General features: G+C 58.6%; 11 protein-coding genes, 1 tRNA gene and 1 pseudogene. 8 read left to right on the top strand and 5 right to left on the bottom strand.

Annotated elements, in window-relative coordinates:
• Positions 1-4 precede the first annotated feature (4 nt).
• Together ihfA and BN873_RS01885 are read left to right on the top strand one after the other, a co-directional pair.
• Positions 5-304 (top strand): integration host factor subunit alpha, encoded by a 300-nt coding sequence (gene ihfA / locus BN873_RS01890; protein ID WP_048670282.1) that lies wholly within the window; start codon positions 5-7, stop codon positions 302-304.
• An 83-nt stretch (positions 305-387) separates the two neighbouring features.
• Positions 388-464 (top strand) — tRNA-Pro (locus BN873_RS01885).
• Between the two features lie 104 nt (positions 465-568).
• On the opposite strand, the gene BN873_RS01880 is transcribed toward BN873_RS01885, so the two are convergent.
• Complete coding sequence (locus BN873_RS01880; RefSeq protein ID WP_048670281.1) at positions 569-1,717, bottom strand: response regulator; 1,149 nt, start codon at positions 1,715-1,717, stop codon at positions 569-571.
• Positions 1,718-1,991: 274 nt separating this feature from the next.
• Positions 1,992-7,199 carry an MG2 domain-containing protein gene (locus BN873_RS01875; RefSeq protein WP_048670280.1) on the bottom strand — a complete coding sequence of 1,736 codons (5,208 nt, stop codon included), beginning with the start codon at positions 7,197-7,199 and terminating at the stop codon, positions 1,992-1,994.
• 199 nt (positions 7,200-7,398) lie between these two features.
• On the opposite strand from BN873_RS01875, the pseudogene BN873_RS21295 reads away from it, so the two are divergent.
• Together BN873_RS21295 and ptsP are read left to right on the top strand one after the other, a co-directional pair.
• Positions 7,399-7,917, top strand: a pseudogene (locus tag BN873_RS21295) (RNA pyrophosphohydrolase); the annotation flags it as partial.
• A gap of 358 nt (positions 7,918-8,275) precedes the next feature.
• A complete protein-coding gene (gene ptsP, locus BN873_RS01865; protein WP_048670279.1) occupies positions 8,276-10,540 on the top strand; it encodes a phosphoenolpyruvate--protein phosphotransferase in 2,265 nt (754 codons plus the stop codon).
• 25 nt (positions 10,541-10,565) lie between these two features.
• Here the strand turns inward: ptsP and BN873_RS01860 are convergent, their stop codons facing one another.
• A complete protein-coding gene (locus BN873_RS01860; protein ID WP_082161039.1) occupies positions 10,566-12,854 on the bottom strand; it encodes a response regulator in 2,289 nt (762 codons plus the stop codon).
• A 221-nt stretch (positions 12,855-13,075) separates the two neighbouring features.
• Between BN873_RS01860 and purL the strand changes: the two genes are divergently transcribed.
• The 4 genes from purL to BN873_RS01840 all read left to right on the top strand — a co-directional run bounded on the left by purL (position 13,076) and on the right by BN873_RS01840 (position 18,854).
• Positions 13,076-17,005 carry a phosphoribosylformylglycinamidine synthase gene (gene purL, locus BN873_RS01855; protein WP_048670277.1) on the top strand — a complete coding sequence of 1,310 codons (3,930 nt, stop codon included), beginning with the start codon at positions 13,076-13,078 and terminating at the stop codon, positions 17,003-17,005.
• Between the two features lie 97 nt (positions 17,006-17,102).
• Entirely contained in the window at positions 17,103-17,336 is a 234-nt protein-coding gene (locus BN873_RS01850; protein ID WP_048670276.1) for a hypothetical protein, read from the top strand.
• The gene (locus tag BN873_RS01845) at positions 17,333-17,764 is read left to right on the top strand and encodes a TA system VapC family ribonuclease toxin (RefSeq protein ID WP_082161038.1); all 432 of its coding nucleotides are present in this window, start codon (positions 17,333-17,335) and stop codon (positions 17,762-17,764) included. The genes BN873_RS01850 and BN873_RS01845 overlap by 4 nt, the downstream gene beginning before the upstream one ends.
• Before the next feature lie 112 nt (positions 17,765-17,876).
• On the top strand, positions 17,877-18,854 hold the full coding sequence (locus tag BN873_RS01840; protein ID WP_048670275.1) for a quinone oxidoreductase family protein: 978 nt from the start codon (positions 17,877-17,879) through the stop codon (positions 18,852-18,854).
• A 50-nt stretch (positions 18,855-18,904) separates the two neighbouring features.
• On the opposite strand, the gene BN873_RS01835 is transcribed toward BN873_RS01840, so the two are convergent.
• Together BN873_RS01835 and BN873_RS01830 are read right to left on the bottom strand one after the other, a co-directional pair.
• Entirely contained in the window at positions 18,905-19,834 is a 930-nt protein-coding gene (locus BN873_RS01835; protein WP_048670274.1) for a histone deacetylase family protein, read from the bottom strand.
• Positions 19,831-20,289 carry a CBS domain-containing protein gene (locus BN873_RS01830; RefSeq protein ID WP_048670273.1) on the bottom strand — a complete coding sequence of 153 codons (459 nt, stop codon included), beginning with the start codon at positions 20,287-20,289 and terminating at the stop codon, positions 19,831-19,833. Before BN873_RS01830 ends, BN873_RS01835 begins: the two co-directional genes overlap by 4 nt.
• Between the last annotated feature and the right edge of the window lie 220 nt (positions 20,290-20,509).

The following is a 20,509-nucleotide window of genomic DNA, read 5'->3' as shown; positions in this document are numbered from 1 at the left end:
GAGCATGGCACTTACAAAAGCCGACATGGCGGAAAGGTTATTCGAAGAGTTGGGTATCAACAAACGCGAAGCCAAGGAATTGGTCGAGATTTTCTTCGAGGAAATCCGCGGGGCACTGGAAGGCGGCCAGCAAGTAAAGCTGTCCGGCTTCGGTAATTTTGATCTGCGGGACAAGAACCAGCGGCCCGGTCGCAACCCGAAAACGGGTCAAGAAATCCCCATCACCGCGCGGCGGGTCGTCACGTTTCGACCGGGCCAAAAGCTCAAGGCGCGAGTGGATGCGTTTAAGGGTGAAGCGCAATAGGCAGCCCCAGTGCGAAACGCTTGGCAAACTCCAGCGATTAAATTAGCATTACCCACCTTCGCGGCGGCTGGTCCGCCGCAATTCGGGGCGTAGCGCAGCCTGGTAGCGCACCTGCATGGGGTGCAGGTGGTCGGAGGTTCAAATCCTCTCGCCCCGACCAATCACGACACCGCCCGGCTTCGATCATACTGAAGCGGGCGCGTTTCTTTTAGTTGTACAAAACTCCAGTTATTTGCAGGTCAGCGCTTCGCTTGTTCTGGCTTTTCAACCGGATCGCTCAGCGGATTTACCGGTCTGCAAGCCAGCGACTTGCTCAAGTTTGTTGAGACAATCCGCCTCGCTGTCGGCGTGACGAACCGAGATCGCTTCAAATTTATCCATCTCCGCCTGGAAGGCATCGACAATCGCTGGATCGAAATGGTTATCGCGCCCCTCGCAAATAATGGTCGCGGCTTTTTGGAACGGGAAGGGTGCTTTGTAGGCACGCCGGGCAATCAACGCATCAAACACGTCGGCTAATGCCATCAATCGTGCTGAGATCGGAATTGCTTCACCAACCAGCCCTGACGGATAGCCGGAACCGTCCCATTTTTCGTGGTGGTAGTGGGCGATATCCTTGGCCATACGCAGAAATTCCACCGGCTGGTCGGTATCGCGCTCGGCTTGCTCAATGGCATCGCGGCCCAGGCGACTGTGGGTTTTCATGATTTCCCACTCTTCAGGCGTCAATTTGCCGGGCTTGAGCAGAATATGATCGGGAATCCCTACTTTGCCAATGTCGTGTAAGGGCGCTGATTTCACCATCGCCTGTATATTTTGCTCAGTTAAGAAATCAGCAAAACGTGGATGCTCCCGTAGATGCTGGGTCAGCACATTGATATAAGCCTGGGTGCGGCGCAGGTGATTACCGGTTTCTGGATCGCGAATTTCAGCCAGATGGGCCAGTGCTCGAATGCTTACATCTTGGATGAGCAGATTTTCCTGCATCCGTTTTGCCACTTCAGCTTCAAGGGTGGCGTTACGGTTTTGCAGCAAATCGCGCGCGGCTTTGAGTTCTATATGAGCTTTTACCCGGGCCAGCACGATCATTGGCTTAATCGGTTTACTGATGTAATCCACCGCACCCAACTTGAGACCACGTTCTTCGTCGCTGGTACGGTCGAGAGCCGTGACGAAAATGACAGGAATGCTGGCGGTGCGCGGGTCAGCCTGTAAATGGGCCAGCACGGCGTAGCCATCCATCTCCGGCATCATGACATCCAGTAGGATCAGATCGGGAATGGGGTTCGTCGTTGCGACCTGCAAAGCCCGGCGGCCCGAACTGGCAGCACGTACCTGATAATGAGGTTGCAGCAGTTCACTGAGCAGTAAAAGGTTTTCGGGCGTGTCATCAACAATCAGAATGGTATTCATGGGGCGATTTTTTATCGGATCGACAAGACGCTCGTGCAAATAATTGACGCCGAGAAGGGTGGTCTAAGTTTCGATACCCTGGTCAGAGCTTGATCATTCAATAACGCCGTTCCACTGAAATGATCTAAACCTACTGTAGTGGCTGTTATTGCCCAAACAAAGCAAGAATTTTGCCAAATTTTTATTGAAAACGAATTTAGTCTACACCAACGAGGCTGCCTTCATCTAGAAGGCACCTCGCTGGCTGATTACTTGTGTGGCTACACTGAGCCGCTCACTCCACCTTGATGGTGCCCATCGCACCGCGGCCGAATTGCCAGGGTTTATACATATCTTCCACGTAGACCGCTGGTTGTCGGTAAAGGCCTGAGGTAACCGCCCGAACCAGATAGGCTAAGGTAAAATTACGCTTGTCGTCCGGGCCGATATCCAACGCTGCAACAAAACGATCATCGCGAAATTCGCTATAGCGGGTTTCGGCTAATTGCGGTAGCCAGGCGATTTCCGATGGCGCCGCCGCGCTGTTCGCCAAACGGGCATTCTCGATTTCAAGCCCAGCCGGTAGCAAATCGACCACTAATGCCTGCTGGGACTCCTGGCCGTGAGCTTCCCCGCTAATCACTGCCACTAAAAGATCGTTTTGGCGGATTTGAGTTGCGTCCACCTCTTTACCGGTGCGGGTGTAATAGCGGCGGCTGATGGTGAATCCTTCCCGCGCGGGCGGTTGCTGAGCGAGCGGCACGCCACTCAGATCCAGCGCGGTCCACGCCGGATCACTGCCCTGATTGGTGACGGTCATTCCGCTGGTCAGTTGTTCTGGAGTGGGCGCGAGATACAAGGGATCACGGGCCGTCGGTTGCCCGTTCACCGCCACTTGTAAGGGGCCACGTTGTTGCAGCAACGCGCGGGCGGCCAGCAGTAACCAGGCTTGTTCCTGGGTACTGGTATGGCTGCGCTGATGACTGGTGGCGGCCAATTCCTCAGCCAGGGAAGGTACGCGCTCAGGCAGTAACCCCGATTCGGCGAGCAGGGCCAACAGTGCAGCTCGGTCACGCAACGGACTGCCGTAATCATGCGCTGACTCTGCCCGGTTGTTCCGTTCTAACGCGGCAGTGAAAGCGACCTTAGCCCTTTCCAGCTCCCCGTACCGTGCCAGCGCGGCGCCCAGTTGCGCTTGAGCCAACGGAGTCGGTAGCTTTTTCAAGTAGTTGTCGTGCAGATAGCGCAAATCGCCGATAGGAGCTTGCTCAACTCGCGCCAAAACATACAGGTTGTAAGCGCGCCAGGCGAGCTGTGGCTCCTCAAATTCGTCCGCGTTCAGCCGCTCCCGCAAGTGGGTGAGACCCCGCTGATAACCTGCCTCAGGGACAAGGTAGTGCTCCTGGCGGGCACGCACCAGAAAATCCATCGCATACGCCGACAGCCAGTCCTCCACCTCACTGCTCGGAGTCCACAAGCCGAATCCCCCGCCAGCGTCCTGCAAGGCCACAACACGCTGGATTGCCTCTTGCATCCGTGCCCTTAGCCCTGCTTCGGCGGTAGTTTGCCCGGCCCAAACCTCGGCGACTTGGTTGAAATACAGCAACGGCAGCGCGCGGCTCGTGGTCTGCTCCAAACAGCCGTAAGGATAACGATCCAACCGCGCCAGCAGTTCAGGCACATTGAGGTTGGGTCGGCTACTGAGGCTCAGTCTGGCCCGGCCAGTGCCTGGGAAGTAGTCGCGCAAGAGTGCGGTATCAAGCCGCAGGGATTCACCCGGTTTTAGTCGCTGAGCACTGTGGGCCGTGGTGATGGTCTGTGCAGGGCGCACATTGATTTCCGTTTCCCTTGTTAGCTGGAAACCGTTGGGTCCCTCCACCTTCAACTGGACTCGGCCGACGCCTGGGGCGATCCCACGCAAAACAAAGGTTCGGGTTTCCGACGTTTGGCTGGTGGACTGGGTGACGGTGAGAACGAACGGGCTTGCCTCGCCGACCGCCACTGCACCGGTCGCGCTCAATTGGATGCGGTAATCACCCGGCGGCGCGTTCACATTTTGTGCGGTGACGGTAATGCGGCTTTCGTCCTCTGGGGCGAGGAAGCGCGGCAAATAAACCCGTGCAACCAGCGGATCACGGACTAACGGCGCGATTTCCGCGCGCCCAACCCGGTCGCGGTCCCACGCCACTGCCATCAAGCGGATCTGGCCGTTGAAATCAGGCAACGCCAGCGGAATCTTGGCCTGTCCATTCGTATCCAGCTTCACCGGGCCGGAAAACAGCGCTAAGGTTTTGACGGTGCGCACACCCGATGCATCCAGTTGTCGGCTGTCAGCATCGCCACCCACTTTCAGTTGTCCTGCTCGTCCTCCGGTTTCGATCAACTTGCCGTACAGGTCGAGCACCCGCATACCGAGCCGTCGCTTACCAAGGAAATACGCAATCGGGTCCGGGGTTATGAAATCGGTCAATTGCAGGATGCCTTCATCGACGGCAGCCAAGGTGACGTAAGTTGGCTGATCGGATGTGACGCCAGTCACCGTCACCGGCACTTCCACCGTCTGGCGGGGCCGCCATTCGGTTGGCGCATTCAGCGCTAGGTTGAGGGTGCGTGGTGCGGGATCAAGCCCCACCCACGCGACGCCGATAGCCCGGCCCGGCCCGCGCTGATTGGGTTTATCCGCTGGCCGAAAGCCTGTTGCGGCCATATAAACGCCTGGCCCCCACTCAGCGGAGATCGGTATTTCCACCGTTGTACCGTCTGCCGGAGCGCTGACCGTTTTGCTCAGCCACAAGCGGTCTCCGACCACGTTCAACAGTATTTCACCGGCGAACGGTGCCCGGACAAACACCTTGGCGGTTTCACCGGCCTGATAGCGTGGTTTGTCCAGGGTGACCTTTAATTGGTCGGGTGTATCGCCTTCTTGCGGGTTCTCGAACCAGCCGGCGGTGAAGCGCGTGCTGGCGGCGACGCCGGTCACCGGATCACGCACTTCCAGCCGATAGTGACCCCATTCCAACCCGCGTTGTGTCACGAGGGCCGGTTGCCCTGCAACCAGGTTCAAGGTCTGGGTGTTTACCGGCGCACTGTCGCGGATCACCATTTTGTAATTCCAGCGGCCATCATCGTGATACCAGTAATATTGATGCTCCTCACGCATCAACTCGGCGCGCAGTCCATTCTTGGTTTGGGCTTGGCCTTGCTGATCTAGCGCGATGATCTCGAACCCTGCTTCCTGGCCAGTTTTTACCCCATCGTCGCTAAAGCGCGGCTTGATCCCGATCATGAACGGCTGATTGCGATAAGGCAGATTCAGACTGCGGGTCACGGGTCGGCCACCAGGCTCGAACAGCAACACCCGTACCCGCGCTTGCAGCGGTCGGCTGGTGTCGGGCGTTTCTTGCAAAGTGACCTGGGCTTGTGCCTTGCCCTGGGCATCAGTACCCGCCAAAGCCACCGGGAAGCGTTGGGCGGTCCAGCTATCCTGTACCAGCCCGAAGCGGTAGCCGGGGAAGGCCGGGTACGGGTCGGGGTCTTCACGCAACACGACCTCGGCCTCAGCTTTTAGATTGGCGGCCGGAGCACCGTAGAGGAAGCGCCCGCTAATATCGATCACCGCCGGCTCGCCGGGCTTCAGCGCCGCCGCCGCCGAGTTCAGTTCCAGCTTCAGGCGCTGCGGGACGAAATCCTCGACCTGAAAGCTCACTTGGCCGACCGGCTCGCCCTTGGGATCGGTGTAAGCTTTCACTGTCCAATTGCCGGTGCGGGCGTTGCTCGCTAGCGGTAAGCGGGCGTGATAGCCACCGAGCGCCGGGCCGGCCGGTTGTAAGCGGGCGATTTCTACCTCGTCGGGACGAAATGCTTTTAGCGTCAGCGGGGTATCCGGGTGGGCTGATCCTCGGCCATCCCGCACCAACGTCATCAACTCGACGATTTCGCCCGGCCGATAAACGCCCCGCTCCGTGTACAGAAAGGCATCGACTGGGCCAGGCGCGGCACGGCCGTCTACCCCTCGGTCGCTGAGATCAAAAGCTGGCTTGGTCAGATCGAGAAAGTTGTAGTCCCCCGTACCGAACGCCATCAGCACGGCGGGTTCACGACCGCCGGTCCCGCGCAGCAGGCCCGGATCGAACCGAGCATAGCCTTTATCATCAGTAACGATTTTGCCCAACTCCGTGTTATTGCGGGCATACAACCGCAATTCCAGCTTGGCTAGCGGTTGGGTCGTAGCCAACGACCGGGCGAATACATGGAGACCGTCATTGCCACGCAGGGTGAACAAGCCGGTGTCGGAGACGACCAGCCATTGAGTGGCCCGATCTTCATAACTTTCGGGATCTTCCTTAGTCGGTTCAGCGGCGACGATGTAGATGCCGGTTTGCGGATCGCGCAGAATCTCGCTGATCGGAATGGCGGTGGTCACTTCCTGATTACGTTCACCGCTCGCCAAGGTCAAGGTGCCTTCCCAGACCAGTTCTCCAGAGCGAGTGGCGACGGCTTTCAGATCATGGCCATCCAGCAAGCCGGTGATCCGCCGACCGTCGATCTGCTGGAGCAAATTGCGATCATGGATGCGCAATACCCGTAGCCGCGCCGTGTCGAGATTGACGCTGATGAGCGGTAACTGTTGGCCGCTGGCTTTCGGTAGGACGTAAGTTGTGCCGCGAAAGCCCAAGGTCGGTTTGCGGTCTTCAACCTGCGCCGTGAAATCCTGGCCGGTGCGGGTTTTTTCGCCAGTGTTGGATGGGATACCGGCGCGCGCCTTGATCGTATAACCCTGACCATGGCTGACCCCCTCCAGGCATAGCTTGTCTCCATTGGGACTGACGGAGATCTGGGTGGTCGGTTGGATGACCAGATAATCCTCGTAGCGTATCTTGCGGTCCTTGGCCAGATCGTCGGAAAACTTCAGGCAAATCTTTGGGGTGGCGCTGTCTGATTCAACCTCAACGCCCTTAATCTGGAATGCGTTAGCCTCCAACAAATCCTGGTAGCGTTTGGCAATGCGCGGGTTATCCTCCAACTCTAAGGCGGCACGCCATGCGGCGATGGCTTTTTTCGGCTCCTTGTTCTGGTCGTACAATTCACCCAGCCGGAACAGTGCGCGCGCACGCTCATAGGGCAGGCGGGCAGCTTGCAAAGCGTTCCAGGCCGCTTGCGAACCCTTTTCGCGTGCTCGCTCACGCGCTTCCGTATCGCTTTTACTGAGTTCAGCCCAACGGGTTTGCCAGGTCTGACTGAGGGTTAGCCAAGTGGCGGTCTGATTGGCACCGCCAACGATAGCGGTTTCGTAGCTGGCAATCGCGGCTGTCAGGTTTTTCTGTCGGACCTGCTGATCGGCCTGTTCCAGTAACGCCGTGCTCGGTCGGCCACCTGGGTCACGGCCATCGCGGATCGACTGGAGGTATTGGGCGGCGGGTACAGCCAATGACGGATCATCAAGCGCGCGCGCTTGAAAGGACAGCAGCGCCAGCAGGGTGAACAGGCAGCAGAGACGATACATCGTAGGTTCCTCGATGAAACGGGTAACAGACGGCGCGGAGTCGGTGGGTGGGAGGCGACTCAAGGCAGCGCACCACCCTAGTGATCATAGCCGGTTCCAGCACGGATTGGCCGGGTTGTGGTCAATAGATGTGGATGGCCAAAATTCGTTTATTATGAAAAAATAAAGATACTTAAATTTCAACCTGATTGGTTCCACCGTGATCGACTCGGAGGGTTATAGGCTTAACGTCGGCATCATCCTGTGTAACGAGCATGGGCGCTTGTTCTGGGCGAGACGGGTCGGGCAACGGTCCTGGCAGTTTCCCCAAGGCGGCATTCAGCGGGATGAATCGCCCGAAGAGGCCATGTTTCGCGAGCTGGCTGAAGAAATCGGTTTGCGGCCCGAACACGTTCAAGTGATCGGCTGTACCCGAGGCTGGCTGCGTTACCGGCTGCCTAAACATTTAGTCCGCCAGGGTAACAAACAGAGCTGCATCGGCCAGAAGCAGGTCTGGTTTCTGTTGCGGATGCTGGGCGACGAAGAAGAAGTACGGCTCGATTTGTCCGATCACCCTGAATTCGACTATTGGCAGTGGGTGGATTACTGGTACCCTCTACGCGCCGTGGTCTGGTTCAAACGGCAGGTGTATTGGCAAGCGTTGCGTGAGTTGGCGCCTTTGCTGTTTGCCGGTCGTTCCTCCCGCTTAGCGGCTACCGCCAGGGCTACCAGGTCAGCGCAACGGGGTGAAGAGGGATCTATGCGGCGCGACCCATCATCAGGCCGAATGCGCTATCCAGCCCACTCCACGCGAGTCACCGAGCCGATTGCGCCGGTGGCAACCCCCCAACGTCCCCTCATTGTGCCCCTGCGGCGGGTCGATACCTGTCATCACCCGGTGATTACCCGCATGGTAGTCTCGACGCGGCGGTTCGGTGTATCGGATTCAAGCCTCATCGGGCCAGGTCTGGAGCAAGCAGGCACTGCGGCCTTGGAAGAAAGTTGCATAGTGCGCTCGACAGCGTCGGGTCCTCGCCACTGGTCGCGACGCTGAGCCTTGCCACTCGGTCGCTACTCGCTCGTTTAAGGATGATTCCATGCTGGATACCTTGCGGCGCATCGTGCAGGCCATCAATGCGGTTCGTAACCCAAGCGAAGCCTTTAGCCTGATCGTCACGGAAGTCAAAGCCGCTCTCCATACCGATGTCTGTTCCGTCTACATGGCCGACCACAGTCGTGGTGAGTTGGTCCTGATGGCGACAGACGGCTTGCGTCCCAGCGCGGTCGGTAAGGTACGGCTGAAGTTCGAGCAGGGCTTGACGGGCTTGGCTGCCAGTCGCACCGAGCCGATCAACGTCGATGATGCGCCCGCCCATCCGGCCTTTCGCTATATCGCGGCGACTGGCGAATCACCGTTCCACGGCTTCATCGGGGTGCCCATTATCCGCCGACGGCGGGTACTCGGCGTTTTGGTCGCTCAGCAGCGCGAGCAGCGCAAATATACCGCCGACGAAGAAGCGTTTTTGGTAGCGCTGGCCGCCCAGCTAGCCGGTTGCATCAATTCCAGCGAAATCCGTCAGGTGTTGGCGCGTCTGGGCGATGACGCACTTTCTGGAACCCTGTTTTTGGAGGGTGTGGCTAGCGCCCGCGGTCTGGCACTAGGAGAGGCCGTGGTGGTCTTCCCGGCGACGGCCTTGGCACAAGTGCCGGACAAGGATATCAACGACCCGGTAGCAGAGGCCACCCGATTCCGGGAAGCGGTTGCGGCAGAATTGGCCGAGCTACAGCGGCTTGGTGAGCGGATGCGGTTATTGCTATCGCCTGGAGATCGGGCCTTGCTGGATGCTTATGCCTTGTTGTTGGGTAGCGATAGCTTGGTCAACGGCACCTTAGAGCGTATTCACGCGGGCAATTGGGCGCCGGGGGCCTTGCGTGCCACCGTGCTCGAATACGCCGATATCTTCACCGAGATGGATGATTCCTACCTGAAGGAACGTTCTGCCGATATTCTCGATCTTGGGCAGCGACTGCTGAACCGGTTACAGGTCGAACAGGTGGTCAATCGTGAATATCCCGACAACACCATTTTGATGGGGGAGGAAATCAGTGTTTCCCAGTTGCTGGATGTGCCGCCTGAGAAACTGAAGGGTTTGGTTTCAGTGCATGGTACCGGCACCTCCCATGTCGCTCTCCTGGCACGCGGTTTGAGCATTCCAGCCGTATTCGGGATCAGCAATTTACCGCCAGGCCGTCTCAACGGCCGTGAAGTGGTGGTGGATGGCTACACCGTGCGGGCGTGTATCCAGCCCAGCCCGGCGCTGCGGCAAGAGTACCTGAGATTAATCGACGAAGAAGCGGAGATGTCGCGGGGGTTGCAGCATTTGCGCGACCTGCCGGCGGAGACTCCCGATGGACGACGGGTCGAGTTACACGCCAATTCTGGACTGTTTGCCGACATTGCCGCTGCGCGTAATAGCGGAGTGGATGGCATCGGCTTATACCGCTCCGAGCTGCATTTTTTTCTGCGCGACGATTTCCCCGGTGAGGAAGAGCAGTCATTGGTCTACGCGCGAGTCCTGCGGATCATGGAACCGCACCCGGTCGTACTGCGCACACTGGATGTGGGCGGCGACAAGTCGCTGCCCTATCTCCCGATCAACGAACAGAATCCGTTCCTGGGTTGGCGCGGTATCCGCATCAGCCTGGACCAGCCAGATCTCTTCAAAGCCCAATTGCGGGCGATGCTGCGGGCGGGCGCGGAACATGCGAATTTGTCGATCTTATTTCCCATGATCAGCAGTGCCGGCGAATTGCGCGAAGCGTTAGAACTGTTGCGGGCGGCGCGGAGCGAACTGTGCGATAGCGGTTTAGCGGTCGAGCCGCCACGGGTCGGCATCATGGTCGAGGTACCCTCGGCGGCTTACCAGATCGATACGCTAATCCGCATGGTCGATTTTGCTTCTATCGGCACGAACGATCTGACTCAATACCTGCTGGCAGTGGACCGCAATAATGACCGTGTAGCAAAACTTTACGATCCGTTGCATCCGGCGGTTTTGGGCGTGGTCCGCTATGTCGTCGAGAGGGTGCAAGCCGCCGGCCGGCCCGTGGGTATTTGCGGGGAAATGGCGGGCGATCCGGCATCGGCATTGTTGCTGCTGGCCATGGGAGCCGACAGCTTAAGCATGAATTTAGGCAGCGTGCTCAAGATCAAATGGATGATTCGCAGCATCGGCTATCGCGCCGCTCAAGATTTGCTGGCCGAGGTTACGACCTTCGACGATGCCACTGCGATCCGCGAGCGGGCCAACGCCTTTCTGGAAGAGCACGGCTTGAGTAGTTTACTGCGACTGGCGAAGTAGCCAGCCGCAGACCGTAGCGCCAGAATTATCCGGCGCCGGCACGGGATTCGAACGCCGCCAGTCCGGCCATCGCCTCCGCGTGGGCAGCCTCCAAATCGACCAACAAACCCTCGCTGATCTCTCCGCCCACCCGCAGAATTTGTTCGATGACGAGCGCGGCGGCTTGGAGCCGGTTGGCACCCATAGTACCGGCAGTGGATTTCAGCGTGTGCGCCAGCCGGTGGCTTAATTCGGCATCGTGGGCTGCCAAGGCTTGCCGCAGCCGCTGGGGGGTCTCCGCTTCCGATTGCCGGAATAACGCCACTAACTTAAGAAACAATCCCTCGTTGTTGCCGATCCGGGCGAGCGCGGTGGCAATATCCGGGTCTGGTGGTGCGCTGGGGATCTGGGCCTGGGTCATCTCCGGTTCCGTCGGTGGCGATTGTGGGGAGGGCACGGTTTCTTCGGGTGGCTGGAAACCGGCGTGTTTTAGCCATGTCTCAAGTTTGGAAAACAATGCTTCCACCTTGATCGGTTTGCCAACATGATCGTTCATTCCGGCCGCGATGCAGCGCTCAATATCGGCTTGGAACACGTTAGCGGTCAGCGCGATGATCGGTGTCTTGGCCGATTGGGGGATTTTACGCAATTCTCGCGCTGCCTCAAGACCATCCATCACCGGCATCTGCAAGTCCATTAACACCACATCGAACGATTGGTGTTGGACCCTCTCAATGGCTTCCAAGCCGTTGCCGACCAGGGTGACGTGTATGCCGGCCCTGGCTAAAAATTCCTGGATGACTTCCTGATTGAGCGCGTTATCCTCTGCAACCAGTACGCGCGCGCCCCGCAACTGGGCTTGATAGGAGTCGCCGTTAGGCTCATCCAGGCCGGGTGACGGTGAGATCTTACGGATGGGGTCTTCGGCCACAGCGAGCGGTACGGAAAAATAGAACGTGCTGCCCTGGCCGTGGGTGCTTTCGGCAGCGATCTCACCATCCATCAATTCGACCAGCCGCTTGGCGATAACGAGACCCAACCCCGTGCCACCAAATTTTCGCGTGGTCGAAGTATCCGCTTGCGAGAATGCGTGAAACAAGCGGGTTTTCTGCTCAGGCGTGAGGCCAATGCCCGTGTCCGTGATTGAACAGTGAAGCAGGATGCTATGGTCGTTCGTGGCCATGCAGGTGATTTTAAGAACGATGTGGCCACGCTCGGTAAATTTAACCGCGTTGTTTGCCAGGTTCATGACAATTTGCCGCAGTCGGAGCGAGTCTCCCGTGACATACCGAGGCATTTCCGGCGCAATCTCGACTTTGAAATCGAGATCTTTGACTTTAGCTTGGGCATCGATAATGCACGTCAGCGAATCGACGAGTTCATAGAGATCGAAATTGATCTTCTCCAGGCTGATCTTGCCGGCCTCGATTTTTGAGAAATCCAGAATATCGTTAAGGATGTTGAGTAGTAATGCCGCCGAATCGTTGATCTTGGCCAGATACTCCAACTGTTGTTCTGGCGTCGCTTGAAGACCTAGCTGGGTTAATCCAAGGATAGCGTTCATCGGCGTGCGAATCTCGTGGCTCATATTGGCGAGAAATTCGCTCTTCGCTTGATTGGCGGCGTCGGCCTCGTTTTTAGCCGCCAGAGCTGCTTCTTTCGAGCTAGTCAGGTTTTCCACCAAAGCTTCATTTTCGAAACGCAGGCGCTGATTTTCAGCAATGTTGTGCCGATAGCGCTCGGCGCTGACCACCAGAGTAAAAAGCTTGAGAAGGGCGGAAACCGCGATGATGGAATACATAAAGCCGCCCTTCGACAGGCAAAGGAGGCACAAAGGAATCAAAATGGGGCCAGCAAAGAACAACAAGGCTCCCCGTATCGGTGCCAACAAAGCCATTCCCGCAGAGCACATACCCAGCATCATCAGGCATAAAAAGAGTTCCCGATGCGGGTCGTCCACCGGATACAAGCCAACAGCACCACTTCCCCAGATGACACCTGACATCAGGGCGGCAGCCCGACTCCAATGTTCCCAGGCCGCTATTCTTGAAGTCGCAGTGGCATGATCCAGGGTTAGCCGAGAAAAGCGCCTGCTTTGGGTTAAGCGTATCCCAGCTGCCAGAAGGACCAGCAAGAACCAGGTGATTAGCTCAACTTTTTCCCCCGTTGACCAAAAGACAATGGCGATGAGGATACCGATGATCAGGCTCATCGTCTGGCTGACCAAGGTATTGCTATGGAATAGCCGTAGCTGTTCCAGCGCGACACGATTGCGGGTGGCGTACACCACCGTATCGGGTTTAGCGTGAGTTAAAAACCGGCTCCATCGGGACATTGAAGGGTGCAGTGGTGCTGGCTCAGTAGTGAAATTAAAGTTAAAAACCAAAGGAAGTGTATCAATAAATATGCCAAAGCCAATTAATAAGCCAGCGAATACCCTGATAAAAGCCTTTTTAAGGTTGGCTCAATACCGAGTAGACCGGTAGTTGAAGATCAAGTGACAGAAAATTGCTGGTATTATTCAAATTTATCGCTAAGCCAGGAGCACACCCCGCGATGTTGCGTTTCCGTGGAAACCCTGCGTTGTCGCCTTTTCGTTTAGAAAAACTGCTGGCGATACTGCGTCAATCAGTTGGGGTCGTCACGGGCCTCCGTGCTGAATTTGTCCATTTCGTCGATGGGAGTGTCGCCGTTCACGAGCGTGAGTTGGTGGATCGGTTGCTCCAATACGGCCCTAACGCGACCGAGGCGCGTTCTGATGGCGCTCCCTTGTTTTTAGTCACGCCTCGCCCCGGCACCATTTCGCCCTGGTCGTCCAAGGCGACCGATATCGCTCACAATTGCGGGTTGCGGCAGGTTCGGCGCATTGAACGCGGCGTGGCCTATTATTTGGATTACGTACGACCATTAACCGATGCTGAGATGGTCGCCCTAAAACCGCTGCTGCATGATCGGATGACGGAAGTCGTGCTGGGGCCGACCGACGATCCCACCGTATTATTCTCCCAAGCCGAACCCGCGCCGCTGGCAACGGTGGATGTGCTCGGCGGCGGCCGTGAGGCATTAACCGCCGCGAATCGAGAGTTGGGCCTGGCGCTGTCGGACGACGAAATCGATTATCTGTTGGATAGCTTTAGTCGGCTGGCGCGCAATCCCACCGATGTCGAATTGATGATGTTCGCGCAGGCCAATTCCGAGCATTGCCGCCATAAGATTTTCAATGCCGACTGGATCATCGACGGCGCGGCACAGGCGAGATCGCTGTTTGCGATGATCCGCAACACGCACCAACATCATCCCGACCATGTACTGTCGGCCTATAACGACAATGCGGCGGTCATGACCGGGTTTCCCGCTGGCCGATTTTTCCCGGATTCCCACGATGGCCAGTACCGCTATCACCCGGAAGCGGTGCATATCTTGATGAAGGTGGAAACCCACAACCACCCGACCGCGATTTCCCCCTTTCCCGGCGCGGCGACCGGCTCCGGCGGCGAAATCCGCGACGAGGGTGCGACCGGACGCGGCGCAAAACCCAAGGCTGGGCTGTGCGGCTTTTCGGTGTCCAACCTGCGCATTCCCGAATTCGCCCAGCCGTGGGAGCGGGATTACGGCAAACCAGGCCGGATCGCATCGGCGCTGGACATCATGCTGGAAGGGCCTATCGGCGCGGCGGCTTTTAATAATGAGTTCGGGCGGTCCAATCTCGCCGGTTATTTCCGCACCTTCGAGGAACACGGCCCCGACGGTCAGCGGCGCGGTTATCACAAGCCGATCATGATCGCCGGTGGCCTCGGTAATATCCGCGAGCCGCACGTCCACAAGGCGGAATTACCGCCCGGTACCGCGATTGTCGTGCTGGGCGGGCCGGCGATGCTGATCGGTCTGGGCGGCGGCGCGGCCTCCAGCATGGCGGCGGGCAGCTCACACGAGGATTTGGATTTCGCCTCGGTGCAGCGTGGCAACCCGGAAATGCAGCGCCGGGCGCAGGAAGTCATCGACCGTTGCGTGGCGCTGGGCGAGGCCAATCCGATTCTTTCGGTACACGATGTTGGCGCGGGCGGGTTGTCCAACGCCGTGCCGGAAATCGTCCACGGTGCGGGGCGGGGCGGTTCTTTCGAGTTGCGGGAAGTGCCGAATGACGATCCCGGCATGTCGCCGATGCAAATCTGGTGTAACGAGGCGCAGGAACGCTATGTGTTGGCTATTGCCGCCGAAGGTTTAGCGAATTTTAGAGCCTTGTGCGAGCGCGAGCGTTGTCCTTATGCGGTGATCGGCGTCGCTACCGAGCAGCCAGTGTTGCGGGTGACGGATCGCCAGTTTGCCGACCAGCCGGTGGATTTGCCGATGGACGTTTTATTTGGCAAGCCGCCGAAGATGCTGCGCGATGTCCGCCATGTGCCGACCGCCGCGCCGCCCTTCGATTTTAGCGGCATCGACCTTGCGGACGCCGTGGCGCGGGTGCTGCGCTTGCCGGCGGTCGCGGACAAGAGCTTTCTCATCACCATCGGCGACCGCACCGTGACCGGCTTGGTCTGTCGCGACCAGATGGTCGGGCCGTGGCAGGTTCCGGTCGGCGATGTCGCCGTGAGCGCCACCAGTTTCGACGTTAATACCGGCGAGGCGATGGCGATGGGCGAACGCACGCCGTTGGCGGTGCTGAACGCACCCGCCTCCGGCCGCATGGCGGTGGCTGAGGCGCTGACCAACATCGCCGCCGCCCGCATCGGCCAAATCGGGGATGTAAAACTGTCGGCCAACTGGATGGCGGCGGCGGGACATCCCGGCGAGGACGCCAAGCTGTTCGACACCGTGCGCGCGGTGGGTATGGAACTGTGTCCGGCATTGGGCATCGCCATTCCGGTTGGCAAGGATTCGCTGTCGATGAAAACCGTCTGGGAGGAGTGCGGCGAGCGCAAAAGCGTGGTCGCGCCCTTGTCGCTGATTGTCTCGGCCTTTGCGCCGGTGCTGGACGTGCGACGGACGCTGACCCCGCAATTGCGCACCGATCTCGGCGATACCGATCTGATTCTGATTGATCTCGGTCGTGGTAAAAATCGGCTAGGCGGTTCGGCCTTGGCCCAGGTTTACAACCAGTGGGGCGACACCGTTCCTGATGTCGATTCACCCGAAGGTTTGGCCGCTTTTTTCGCGGCGATCCAGTCGTTAAACGCGGCGGGGCGGCTGTTGGCCTATCACGACCGATCCGATGGCGGCTTGTTGGCGGTGCTGGCGGAAATGATGTTCGCCGGTGGCTGCGGGGTGACGGTGCTATTGGATGATCTGGCCACTTCTGATCCCCCTCTGCCGTTGGGAGAGGAGTTAGGGGTGAGGGTTGAACCTGGCCTGGCTGCGCTATTTTCCGAAGAATTGGGTGCGGTGCTCCAGATCCGCGCGGCAGATCGAAATGCGGTGCTGACGGCGTTGGCCGATGCCGGGTTGGGCGATTGTAGCCATGTCATCGGTGCGCCCAATAGTGAAGATCGGCTGATGCTACGCTTCGGTGGCGAAATCGTCTTTGCTGCCACTCGCGCGGAATTACGGCGGCTGTGGTCGGAAACCAGCTACCGGCTGCAAGCGTTGCGCGATCATCCTGACTGTGCGCGAGAGGCATTCGAGGCGGCCTGCGATCCGACCGATCCGGGTTTGCATGTCCGCTTGACCTTCGATCCCGCCGAGGGCTTGGCGGCTCCATTAGTCGCCACCGGCGCGCGGCCACGGGTCGCCATTCTGCGCGAGCAAGGCGTCAACGGCCAAATCGAAATGGCGGCGGCCTTCGACCGCGCCGGGTTCGCGGCGGTCGATGTCCACATGAGCGACCTCATCGCCGGGCGGGTGTCGTTGGCGGATTTTCACGGCATCGCCGCCTGCGGAGGATTTTCTTACGGCGACGTGCTGGGCGCGGGCGAGGGCTGGGCCAAATCCATTCTGTTCAACTCGCGCGCCCGCGACGAGTTCGCCGCCTTCTTCGCCCGCTCCGACAGTTTCGGCTTGGGCATCTGCAACGGCTGCCAAATGCTGTCCAACCTGCACGAATTGATTGCCGGAACGGAGTTGTGGCCGCATTTCGTCCGCAATCGGGTGGAGCAATTCGAGGCGCGCTTGAGTCTGGTTGAAGTGTTGCCGTCGCCTTCCTTATTCCTGCAAGGGATGGAAGGGTCGCACCTGCCGATTGCGGTCGCGCATGGCGAGGGGCGAGCCGAGTTTCGCACGCCAGATGGCGCGGCCGCAGCGCTGGCGGCGGGCGTGGTGGCTTTGCGTTTCGTCGATAACCTCGGCCAACCGACCGAACGCTATCCGGCCAATCCCAATGGATCGCCGGGCGGCATCACTGGCCTGACCAGCCGCGATGGCCGTTTCACCATTTTGATGCCGCACCCGGAGCGGGTATTCCGCGCGGTGCAATATTCCTGGCGTCCCGATGGTTGGGGTCAGGATGGGCCGTGGTTACGGTTGTTCCAGAATGCAAGGCGGTGTTTGGGGTGACTGAGTTATTCTAAATTCCGTATGGTGTAGTCAAATTGCCTGGAATGGATGCGCGATGTAGGATGTTGCGCATCACATAGGGTTTGGAGCGCCGGAAATGCGGACGACACTGGGTATTGATGACGATGTGCTCGCGGCCGCAAAGCACCTTGCGGAACGCGAGAAGAAATCGGTGGGTCAAATTATCTCTGCGTTGGCCAGGCGGGGCCTGGCGGGTGGGACAAGCATCACGCCAACAGAGCGGAATGGCATCCCTCTGCTACCTGTGCGTCAGGACGCCGCGCCGGTGACCCTCGAACTCGTGAACCAACTGCGCGATGAGCGGCCGTGACTGCGTTCCTGTTGGACGTGAATGTTCTGATCGCGCTGATGGACCCCGCCCATGTCCAGCACGACCAAGCACATGACTGGTTCGCCCGAACCGGACACGCGCATTTTGCGACCTGCCCGATCACCGAGAACGGGTTGCTGAGAATCGTAGGACATCCGAGATACCCGAACTCACCTGGACCACCGAGTGTAGTAGCGCAATCGTTGGCGGCGATTCGGGCGCTACCGGGGCATGAGTTCTGGCCGGACAGCATCAGTATTGCTGACAACGCTCACGTTGCCCCAACGCACCTTTCTAGTCACGCGCGGGTTACGGATAGTTACTTGCTCGCCCTCGCGCAAGCCAACGGTGGGCGACTTGCCACGATGGACCGAAAGTTAGCGACTGAGGTTCTGCCCCATGACCGCGAGTCACTCGATCTTCTCTGAGCAGCGCGAGCTGCTGTCCGATCCGATCTCTATGACCGTCCACCACCTGGCGTTCCTGACATAACGCCGTATTCAAACAATCTCATCTCGAATACTCTCCAGGGAGAACCCCATGCCCAAAGCGATCCGCATTCACCAACCTGGTGGCCCTGAAGTTCTACGCTGGGAAGATGTCGAAATTGGCGATCCCGGTCCTGATCAAGTTCGCATCCGACATGGCGCGGTCGGATTGAACTATATCGACGTCTATCACCGCACGGGTCTGTATCCGCTGCCGTCGCTGCCCTGGACTTTGGGCATGGAAGGCGCGGGTCGCATCGAAGCCGTCGGTGAAGGCGTAACCGAATTCAAAGTGGGGGATCGGGTGGCCTATGCCAGCCCGCCGGTCGGCGCTTACGCCGAAGTCCGGCTGATGCCGGCTGATCGGGTAGTGGCTTTGCCCGACGCCATCGACGATCAAACCGCCGCCGCCATGATGCTGCAAGGGATGACTGCACAATATTTGTTGCGCCGCACGTATCGCGTCCAAGCGGGTGATACCATTTTGCTGCACGCCGCCGCCGGTGGGGTTGGTTTAATCGCTAGCCAATGGGCACGGCATCTGGGTGCAATCGTCATCGGTACAGTCGGCAGCGACGAGAAAGCCGAACTGGCCCGCGCCCACGGTTGTCATCACGTCATCGTCTATAGCCGCGAGAATTTCACCGAGCGAGTCCGGGAAATTACCAACGGTCAAGGCGTGGCGGCCGTCTACGATTCGGTCGGTCAGGCGACTTTTATGGGGTCTCTGGATTGCCTGCGCCGCTTGGGGATGATGGTCAGCTTTGGCAATGCTTCGGGTCCGGTACAGGCGTTCGATCCCGGCATTCTCGCTGCCAAGGGTTCGCTGTTTCTGACTCGGCCCAGCTTGATGGCTTATACGGCCGAGCGTGCGGATTTGGCAGCCAGCGCCAGTGAACTGTTTGAGGTGGTCTTGAAGGGTGCGGTGAAAATCGAGGTACGCCAAACCTATCCCCTAGCGGAAACCGCCCAAGCCCACCGCGATCTGGAAGCGCGCAAGACGACCGGCTCGACCGTGTTGCTGCCTTAGCGAACCAGATTGTTGCCGCTTTTAACGCGCTCGGGCGATATTGGACACGCTCAATCGGCTTGCATCAAGGCTTTGACATGAGCCGCCGTACTGGCGGCTAAAGCCGATAGGTTATAGCCACCCTCCAGAGCCGAAACGACCCGCCCTTGTGCGAATTCAGCCGCTATTGCCAGAATTTGCTCCGTTAGCCACGCATAATCTGTTTCAGTAAAGGTAAGCCCGGCCAACGGGTCCAGGCGATGCGCGTCAAAACCCGCTGAAATCAGAATGAGCTGTGGTTGAAAGCGTCGCAGCGCCGGTTCTATATCTTCTTGCCAGGCGTGTTGCAGTTCGGCGGTGCCGCTGTTGGCCAGCAAGGGGATATTGACGATGTTATTTATCCCGCGCTCGTCACGGCGACCCGTGCCTGGATAGATGTAGGCTTGATGTGTGGAGATGTAGAGATAGGCCGGGTCGTGTTCGAAAGCCGCTTGCGTGCCGTTGCCGTGATGCACGTCAAAATCGATGGCGGCCACCCGTTCCAGGCCATGAACAGCCCGCGCGTGGGCAGCCCCGATGGCGATATTGTTGAACAGACAAAAGCCCATGGCTTGATTGGGTTCAGCGTGATGGCCAGGAGGGCGAATGGCACAAAAGGCGCTGTTGGCTTCGCCTTGCAAAACGGCATCGACGGCCGCGCAAACAGCGCCCGCCGCGCGCAGGGCAGCGGTGCCCGACTGCGGGGAAACCACCGTATCGCCATCGATAGCCTGGTAGCCATTTCGCGGGATGTGCGACAAGGTGCGCTCAATATGGGCGGGGGTATGAATGCGGGCCAACTGTTCAACGGTGGCGGTGGGCGCCTCTCGCCATTGCAGCGCCGCGAACTGGGGCGCTTTAAGAGCGGCAAGAATCGCGCTTAATCGGGCGGAAGACTCAGGATGGCCAGGCCCAGGATCGTGCTCTAAGCAAGCTGCGTGCGTGTAGAGCAGAGTTGTCATGGCCGCTGATCCTCGTGGACCGGAATTTCATGCTCGAGCGTGGCCCGTCGCAGTGCTCTCAGGACATCTTCCCGCGCGATGATCCCCACCAGCCGACCGTTCTCCACAACCGGTAGGCTCTTGGTACGCATTTCCACGAGCTTTTGCAGCAAACGGCTTAACGGTAATTGCGGATCGACGCTGACGGGATCGCGGGTCATCACCCTTGTCACTGGCTGTTCCATAATGTCGTGGTAATGCGGTGCGATGGCCTGTGACGCGAGGCTGAACGCCTTGAGTACATCGAATTTGGTCAGGATACCGACCAACTGTTGTCGGTCATCAACCACCGGCACACCGTTAAAGTCGTGGGTCTCGAACAGTGCTTCGGCTTCATGTAGTTTCGCTGTCGGGGTGATGATGATGGGATCGACGGTCATGGCGTCGCGAACTTGGTATTGCAGGAATTCATACATGGTGGATTGTCCTCAATTACCGGTGGATTTTCGCTAGCGCGCATCCACAGCGTGCGGATCAATCAAGTTTAGGCCGACTGCGGACAATACGCCTGACTAAATTAACGTAAATCCCGTTTATTCTGTGTTGCAAGTCAACCGTTTAAGGTCATTTTTGGACAAGTTCATTGAAGGTGTGCAAGGGTTGATGGGTCTAGGTGATATAGAGCAGATAAAAAGC

This window comes from Candidatus Competibacter denitrificans Run_A_D11 (assembly GCF_001051235.1).
Classification (GTDB): domain Bacteria; phylum Pseudomonadota; class Gammaproteobacteria; order Competibacterales; family Competibacteraceae; genus Competibacter_A; species Competibacter_A denitrificans.
This window is presented reverse-complemented; position numbering and strand designations above follow the sequence as displayed.

Excerpts from the sequence above, each read along its gene's own strand:
- purL (WP_048670277.1), top strand. The coding sequence starts at position 13,076 with ATGTTGCGTTTCCGTGGAAACCCTGCGTTGTCGCCTTTTCGTTTAGAA.
- BN873_RS01830 (WP_048670273.1), bottom strand. The coding sequence starts at position 20,289 with ATGTATGAATTCCTGCAATACCAAGTTCGCGACGCCATGACCGTCGAT.
- BN873_RS01860 (WP_082161039.1), bottom strand. The coding sequence starts at position 12,854 with ATGTCCCGATGGAGCCGGTTTTTAACTCACGCTAAACCCGATACGGTG.
- BN873_RS01880 (WP_048670281.1), bottom strand. The coding sequence starts at position 1,717 with ATGAATACCATTCTGATTGTTGATGACACGCCCGAAAACCTTTTACTG.
- BN873_RS01875 (WP_048670280.1), bottom strand. The coding sequence starts at position 7,199 with ATGTATCGTCTCTGCTGCCTGTTCACCCTGCTGGCGCTGCTGTCCTTT.
- ihfA (WP_048670282.1), top strand. The coding sequence starts at position 5 with ATGGCACTTACAAAAGCCGACATGGCGGAAAGGTTATTCGAAGAGTTG.
- ptsP (WP_048670279.1), top strand. The coding sequence starts at position 8,276 with ATGCTGGATACCTTGCGGCGCATCGTGCAGGCCATCAATGCGGTTCGT.
- BN873_RS01835 (WP_048670274.1), bottom strand. The coding sequence starts at position 19,834 with ATGACAACTCTGCTCTACACGCACGCAGCTTGCTTAGAGCACGATCCT.
- BN873_RS01840 (WP_048670275.1), top strand. The coding sequence starts at position 17,877 with ATGCCCAAAGCGATCCGCATTCACCAACCTGGTGGCCCTGAAGTTCTA.
- BN873_RS01850 (WP_048670276.1), top strand. The coding sequence starts at position 17,103 with ATGCGGACGACACTGGGTATTGATGACGATGTGCTCGCGGCCGCAAAG.